Annotated in this window: 2 protein-coding genes and 2 rRNA genes (2 of these 4 running past the window's edge); 1 reads left to right on the top strand and 3 read right to left on the bottom strand. The window is 38.7% G+C overall.

Going from position 1 to position 2,500, the window contains the following annotated elements:
- Positions 1 to 360, top strand: partial view of a sulfotransferase family 2 domain-containing protein gene (locus tag ACXKY9_RS02040; protein ID WP_000483022.1) — the 3' portion only. Its footprint begins 432 nt before the window's first position; only the last 360 of its 792 coding nucleotides appear in the window; the start codon falls outside the window, past its left edge; it ends in the stop codon at positions 358 to 360.
- 86 nt (positions 361 to 446) lie between these two features.
- On the opposite strand, the gene ACXKY9_RS02035 is transcribed toward ACXKY9_RS02040, so the two are convergent.
- The 3 genes from ACXKY9_RS02035 to ACXKY9_RS02025 all read right to left on the bottom strand — a co-directional run.
- On the bottom strand, positions 447 to 1,367 hold the full coding sequence (locus ACXKY9_RS02035; protein WP_000658284.1) for a DMT family transporter: 921 nt from the start codon (positions 1,365 to 1,367) through the stop codon (positions 447 to 449).
- 253 nt (positions 1,368 to 1,620) lie between these two features.
- Positions 1,621 to 1,736: ribosomal RNA gene (gene rrf / locus ACXKY9_RS02030) — 5S ribosomal RNA — on the bottom strand.
- Positions 1,737 to 1,786: 50 nt separating this feature from the next.
- Positions 1,787 to 2,500, bottom strand: a 23S ribosomal RNA gene (locus ACXKY9_RS02025) (it continues 2,209 nt past the right edge of the window).

The raw sequence follows: 2,500 nt of genomic DNA, 5'->3' as shown, positions 1-2,500 counted from the left end.
ATGAAAGGAGCTCACGCAAGTGATATTAACCCACATTTCACACAACAATATATAGCTGGTGAAGAAGAATATGTGACCAATTATATATACTTAGAAAACTTCGATCAGGAAATGAAAGAATTAGAAAAGCGTTTCGAATTAAAAACCGCACCAATAAATGAGTTCTCAACATCATGGCATCATCAAACTCCCGCCATGATTTATAAAGGGGATTTTAGCGAAGGCGATATTACTGATCCTTTATTTCCCCGTCATCCGACTTTTGAAAGCTTTTATGATACTGAATGTATACAACTTGTCCAAACAATATTTCAAAATGATTTCGACACATATAAATACAGCAAAGAATATCCATACTAACTTTAGTCTATTATCTTTGCTAAATAAAAAAGATACCTCATATATAAGGTATCTTTTTAACATTTCAATTATATAAATCATACTGTTTAACAGTCTCTATTCTCCACCTTGTTACCTTTTAATAGATTACATAACTTTTGCTTATCCGCCCATCCTACTCCGATTAAAACTAAACTCGCTCCCATTATTACTCTCCATGTCAGAGATTCATTTAATAGAATAATTGAAGTAACAATACTTATTAATGGTAATGCATTTAAATATAATCCGCTTACTGATGCTGAAACTCTCTCTAGCGCTTTATTCCAAAACCAATATGCTAAAATTGTTGCTCCAATAACAAGGTATATTACACTAAGTCCCGTTTTCCAAGTTTCAACCTTTGGAAGACCGTAATAAAAAATTTCTACCAGTGCAAACGGTAAGAGAATAACAGCTCCAATAATTAAAGTTAGTGTTGTAAAAACCTCGTTTGATAAATACTGTTCTTGTTTTGGTCGTTTTAGCAAAACTGTGTAGAAAGCAAATAGAAAAGTACTTAATAATATCAGTATATCTCCTATTAAAGACACTTCTTGATTAGCACTTTTAGATGGAATCGTAATAAAGAGTACTCCTATAGCACCCAATATAATTCCTATCCAATAATTCAATCGAATTTTCTCTTTCAAAAAGAGTGCTGAAAAAAGAATTGTAACTAATGGTAATGCAGCATCTATAATACTCACATGTAATCCACTGGTTAGAGAAATACCGTAGGATGTAAACATAAAATAACCAGCTACACCGGTAAAAGCTAACAAACTCATTCTTTTCCATGGAACTTTTTTATGTACAACTGATTTTTGTAGTTGCTTAAATGAGAATAGCATACAAATTCCACCTGCAAAGAAAAGACGAATAAACAACAAAGTAAACGGCTGAATAGATTCTAACGCCCATTTTGTTGGCGCAATGGCTGTGCCCCATAATATAACAGCCACTAATAACATGCATATTTCTTTCATAATCCCCCACACCCATCAAAAATATATGTTAACTACCTTAATTATAGATTTTTTCTAATGTAAAATCCTTTAAAAACACAAAAGGTTATGTTAAAAGAGCTAGATTGCTACTTTTCACATAACCTTTTTATATAAGATCACAAACATTCTTGTTACATCTGGACTATATTCTTATAAAGGTAATTCTTACCTTTATATTTTAAATAATAAAAATAAACACAAAAAAACCTAAGTCGAAACGACTTAGGTTTTTGCTTGGCGACGTCCTACTCTCACAGGGACAAGGTCCCAACTACCATCGGCGCTAGAGAGCTTAACTTCCGTGTTCGGTATGGGAACGGGTGTGACCTCTCTGCCATCATCACCAAACTATTGAAGGCATATTCCTTCAAAACTAGATAACATTTGCTACATATTATATGGTTAAGTCCTCGATCTATTAGTATTCGTCAGCTCCACATGTCACCATGCTTCCACCTCGAACCTATCAACCTGATCATCTTTCAGGGATCTTACTAGCTTACGCTATGGGAAATCTCATCTTGAGGGGGGCTTCATGCTTAGATGCTTTCAGCACTTATCCCTTCCGCACATAGCTACCCAGCTATGCCCTTGGCAGAACAACTGGTACACCAGCGGTGCGTCCATCCCGGTCCTCTCGTACTAAGGACAGCTCCTCTCAAATTTCCTACGCCCACGACGGATAGGGACCGAACTGTCTCACGACGTTCTGAACCCAGCTCGCGTACCGCTTTAATGGGCGAACAGCCCAACCCTTGGGACCGACTACAGCCCCAGGATGCGATGAGCCGACATCGAGGTGCCAAACCTCCCCGTCGATGTGGACTCTTGGGGGAGATAAGCCTGTTATCCCCGGGGTAGCTTTTATCCGTTGAGCGATGGCCCTTCCATGCGGAACCACCGGATCACTAAGCCCGACTTTCGTCCCTGCTCGACTTGTAGGTCTCGCAGTCAAGCTCCCTTATGCCTTTGCACTCTACGAATGATTTCCAACCATTCTGAGGGAACCTTTGGGCGCCTCCGTTACACTTTAGGAGGCGACCGCCCCAGTCAAACTGCCCACCTGACACTGTCTCCCGGGTCGATAAGACCCGTAGGTTAGAATTTCAATA

The sequence above is a fragment of the Bacillus sp. 2175 genome (assembly GCF_057812155.1).
This window is presented reverse-complemented; position numbering and strand designations above follow the sequence as displayed.